Annotated in this window: 5 protein-coding genes; 2 read left to right on the top strand and 3 right to left on the bottom strand. The window is 74.2% G+C overall.

The features are described 5' to 3' along the window. Positions 1-1150, top strand: a 1150-nt coding sequence (locus tag ND748_RS26335; protein ID WP_251748859.1) for a WD40 repeat domain-containing protein, incomplete at its 5' end; no start/stop codon positions are given. Positions 1151-1182: 32 nt separating this feature from the next. Here ND748_RS26335 and ND748_RS26330 read toward each other — a convergent pair. From ND748_RS26330 to ND748_RS26320, 3 genes are all read right to left on the bottom strand, one after another. Next, positions 1183-1539: a VOC family protein gene (locus tag ND748_RS26330; protein ID WP_251748858.1), complete on the bottom strand. Its 357-nt coding sequence runs from the start codon at positions 1537-1539 to the stop codon at positions 1183-1185. Positions 1540-1618: 79 nt separating this feature from the next. After that, positions 1619-2494, bottom strand: coding sequence for a helix-turn-helix domain-containing protein (locus tag ND748_RS34735; protein ID WP_251748857.1), 876 nt, complete (start codon positions 2492-2494; stop codon positions 1619-1621). An 88-nt stretch (positions 2495-2582) separates the two neighbouring features. Next, a complete protein-coding gene (locus ND748_RS26320) occupies positions 2583-4112 on the bottom strand; it encodes a class I SAM-dependent methyltransferase (protein WP_251748860.1) in 1530 nt (509 codons plus the stop codon). Here ND748_RS26320 and ND748_RS26315 point away from each other — a divergent pair. Then, positions 4081-4320: hypothetical protein (locus tag ND748_RS26315; RefSeq protein WP_251748862.1), on the top strand; the 240-nt coding region annotated here is incomplete at its 3' end. The two genes, ND748_RS26320 and ND748_RS26315, sit on opposite strands and share 32 nt — an antisense overlap.

The raw sequence follows: 4320 nt of genomic DNA, 5'->3' as shown, positions 1-4320 counted from the left end.
CGCCGAGGCCGTGCGCAACTCCGACGCGGACCTCGCCGCCCGGCTGTCGTTGGCCGCCTACCGCATCAGCCCGGTGCGCGAGGCCCGCGCCGCGCTGCGCACCTCCTTCGCCGCGGCGACCGCCAGCGTCCTCACCGGGCACACGGCGTCCGCGCTCGGCGTCGACATCAGCCCGAACGGGCGGCTGCTCGCCTCGACCGGCGCGGACGACCTCGTCCAGTTGTGGGACATCGCCGACCGGACTCATCCGGTGAAGCTGTCGACCCTGACCCGGCACACGTCCTGGGTCCTCGATGCGGCGTTCAGTCCGGACGGGCGGACGCTGGCCACGGTCAGCTACGACCGGTCGGCGATCCTGTGGGACATCAGCGACCCCCGCCATCCCGCCGAGCTCGCCGTGATCCTCGGGCACAACGGCTGGGTCCTCGACGCCGCGTTCAGTCCGGACGGACGGACGCTGGCGACCTCCGGTTACGACAACACCGCCCGGCTGTGGGACGTGACGGATCGGCGCCATCCCACCGCGCTGTCCGTACTCGACCGGCACACGAGCTGGGTGAACGAGGTCGCCTTCAGCCCCGACGGCCGTCTGCTGGCCACCGCGAGCGCCGACCGGACCGCCCGGCTGTGGGACATCAGCGATCCGCGCCGGCCGCGGCCGTTGGCGGCGATCACCGCGCACACCGACTACGTGTGGGCGGTGGCTTTCAGCCCAGACGGGCGGCGGTTGGCCACCGGTGCCTACGACGGCACGGCCCGCATCTGGGACATCACCGACCCGTCGCGCCCGACGGCCACCGCGTCCTTCCCCGCCGACGAGAAGTGGGTGTTCGACCTGGCCTTCAGCCCGGACGGCAAGACGCTGGCCACGGCCGGCTGGGACACGACCGTGCACCTGTGGGACGTCTCCGGCACCGGCCGACCCGCGTCGGCCGGCACGATCAGCGGGCACGGCGACTGGATCCAGGCCCTGGCGTGGACACCTGACAGCAATGGGATTGCCACCGCCAGCGACGACTACAGTGTGCGGATCAGTCGCATCGACGATGCCAGCCTCATCGCCGCCGCCTGCGCCGACCCGTCGAAACAGATCGACGACGCCGAATGGCAGCGACACATCGCCGACGTCCCCTACCAGCCGGTCTGCTGACCGAGCCGGTCTGCCAACCGCGGGGCCGGTCGTCAGGACCGGGTGTGGCCGAGGACGTTCACGACGTTGCCGTCCGGATCCCGGACGAAGAACCGGCGCACCCCCCACGGCTCGTCGGTCAGCGGGTGGACGATGCCGGCACCCGCGGCGAGAGCCGCGGCGTGGGCGGCGTCGACGTCGTCGACCTCGACCGAGACAGCCGGGACGGCCGGCGCGGTGAGGTCGTGCGTCAGCAGGGTGAGCTGCGGGCCGGGCCGGTCGGGATCACTCAACGTCACAACCCAGCCGTGGTCCATGATCGGCTCAAGCCCGAGGACGGCCGCGTAGAAGCGCCGAGCGGCCGGCAGGGAGCGGGACGGCAGGTCGGCGACGATCCGGAGAACAGCCATGATCCACCTTGGGGGGAGGGAAGTGGCACGGGCGGTCTCATGATGGCGGCGCTCCGTAGCGGTGGCTTGGAAAAATCCGTCAGGCCCGCGCCACTCGGGCGGCGTTCTTCGGCAGGACGGCATGGTGGGGGCCATCAGCGTGGCTCGGCAGGTAGTGCCCCGGACGCATCCCGGCGAGCGCGGTGAACTCGTGGATCAGATGCGACTGGTCGTAGTAGCCGCACGCCGCCGCGATGGCCGCCCAGTCCGATCCGACCGCCCTGCCCGTGTCCGGGCCGGCCCCGACCGTCGTGAGCACCCGCTGGAACCGGGCGACCCGCTGGTGGACCTTCGGGGTGAGGCCCAGCTCCCGTCGCAGCAACCGCGTCAACGTCGACGTACTCACGCCCAGGCTGTCGGCGACGGCGGTCACCCGCATCCCCCGGCCCAGGCGGCCCGCGGCCCGGGCGGCCAGCGCGATCGCGGCCGGATCGAGGTGGGCGCGGCCCCGGTGGCGCAGCACCTGCGCGACGTGGTCGGCCATCTCGGCCGGACCGGGCAGGTCGAGCAGCCGCTCGCGCAGCAGCCGTCCCTCTGTGCCCCACACCTCGCCCAGGTCGATCAGGGGCACCGCCGCTGCCTGCGGGCAGGCGCCGCCGGCGATCACCCCTCCCGCCGCCGGCCGCAAGCTGATCCCGAACACCCGCCGCCGCTCGGACCGATCGAGCAGGACCGGCAGGGCCAACGCCCCGGCGAGCGCGGCTCCGCCGGCGGCGAACCGGCCGCCGCCGAAGCCGTCCCGGGCCGTGAAACGATCCCGATCAAGGTTGACGACGAGCTGGAACGACCCGCCGGGCAGCTTCGTCTCCCAGCCGTCCCCGGCCGGCACGTGCACGTACCAGAACGCCTGCACCGTCTCCCGCAGGTCGGCCGGGACGGCGATCCGCGTCCAGGACCGGTGGGCTGGCCAGCACACCGGGGCCGTCTCGGATCGGGGAGCCGTCCTCGGTCGGCTGAGGGCAATCGTCGATCGAGGGGCAATCGTCGATCGAGGGTCCATGGTCCTACCCGCGCAGGGGGGCGTCCGGATCGTTCGGGCGACCCCGCGACGGGGCACTCGGCCGACGGCGCAGGGCGGGCAGGGCCGTGCGGCCGGTGCCGGTGTCGGTGATCCGGGTCTGCACCCGCGCCAGTCGCTCCTGCCCGGTCGGGCTCAGCCGGGACCGCAGCGCGGAGCCGGCGATCCGGGCGACCTGCCGCAGCCGCGGCGCGTCGGCGTCGGCGGCCGCCCGGTGGCCGTGGACGGCGCGCTCGGCGTCCTCTGCCTCGCGCCGACGCAGGTCGGCGAGCTCGTGCTCCAGCTGGCCGATGCGGTGCAGATGCTCCAGTTCGACGGCGGCGAGCCGGCTGCGCTCGTCGTCGAGCCGGGACCACTCCCGCTGCCGCGCGCGGGCGATCGCCGCCGCCGCGTCCTGCAACCGCAGCACGTGCAGGTACAGGTCGACGCGGTTGCGCTCCATCCGGGACAGCAGCCGGTTGGAGACCCACGGCGTCAGCAGGTCGGCGATTCGGCGTGCCCACGGCGCCCGACGGTCGACGACCACACCCAGACCGAAGATCGGCGCGACGGTGAAGAACCGCAGGTCAGAATGCTCGGCGACGAAGTCCTCGATCGCCGTGCGCACCCCGTTGCGCGGCCCGCCCTCAGTCAGGGCCCAGGCGAACGCACCCATTCCACGAAAGCCGCCGCGGACCACTCCGGGATCGTCGATCTCGACGCCGACGTCCCATGAGTGCGGTTGGCGGGCGTCCGCGGCCACCCGGTCCGGGTTGTAGTACTGGTCGCGCCGCCCCGCCGGCCAGCCGACATCGTGCAGGACCACCAGCGGGAAGTACGAGCGGCTGAATCGGGCGACCGCGTCGGCGATCGCCGTGAGCTCGCCGTGCACCGTGGCGTAGTTGTGATCACCGTCGATGAGGTAGGCGTCGGTCGGCGCGTGGCCGTCGAGAGCCTGCGGGCTGTACCCACGGATGACCTGCACGTCGAGCCCACCGCCGGAGGCCGGCGCGACCCCCGGGTCCGGGTCGACGACGACGAGCCGGCCCCCGCCGCCGCGGCGGAGCAGGTCGACCAGCAGGGAGGTGGTGACCCCGCTCTCCGAGCCGATCTCCGCCACGCTGCGCGCGCCGGACGCCTCGATCAGTGGCACCCAGATCTCCCGCAGGTCGGACAGGGAGTGCAGCAGCAACGGCGCCAGCGTCGGCTCGGCGGCGTCGCCCACGTCGAGGGCGTGGTCGTCCTGGCGGGCGAGGCCGAACCTGGACCCCGTCCCGCCACGACCGGCCCCGGCGAGGTCGGTCGTGGCGAAGCCGCCTCCGGCAAGATCGTCCCCAGCGGGGCCGCTCTCAGCCAGGCCGCTCCCGGCGAGACCGGCCCCGACGGGCTCATCGCCCGCACGGTCGCCGGCGGCGATGGCCGCGAGCTCGGCGAAGCTGTCCCGGACGGCGCCGTGCTCCTCCTGATCAACCGACCCGATCCCGGCCGCGCCAGCCGTGGCGCCGGTGGCGGTCTCGGCGACGACGTGCGTCGCCACGTCGGTAGCCGCGGACGTCACCGAGGAGACCCAGGAGACCGCCGCCCCGGACCCCCCGGACGGGGACCGACCCCCCACCCCCCCCCCCCCACCCCCCCCCGCCCCACCCCCCCCCCCCCCCCCCCCCCCCCCCGCGGCCGGGCTCAGGCTGCCGGGTCTGGAGCGGGGCCGTTCCACCGGGAGGAACGCGACCAGCGGGAGCTGCTCA

The sequence above is a fragment of the Frankia sp. AiPs1 genome (genome assembly GCF_023716945.1).
In the GTDB taxonomy this organism is placed as follows: Bacteria; Actinomycetota; Actinomycetes; order Frankiales; family Frankiaceae; genus Frankia.
This window is presented reverse-complemented; position numbering and strand designations above follow the sequence as displayed.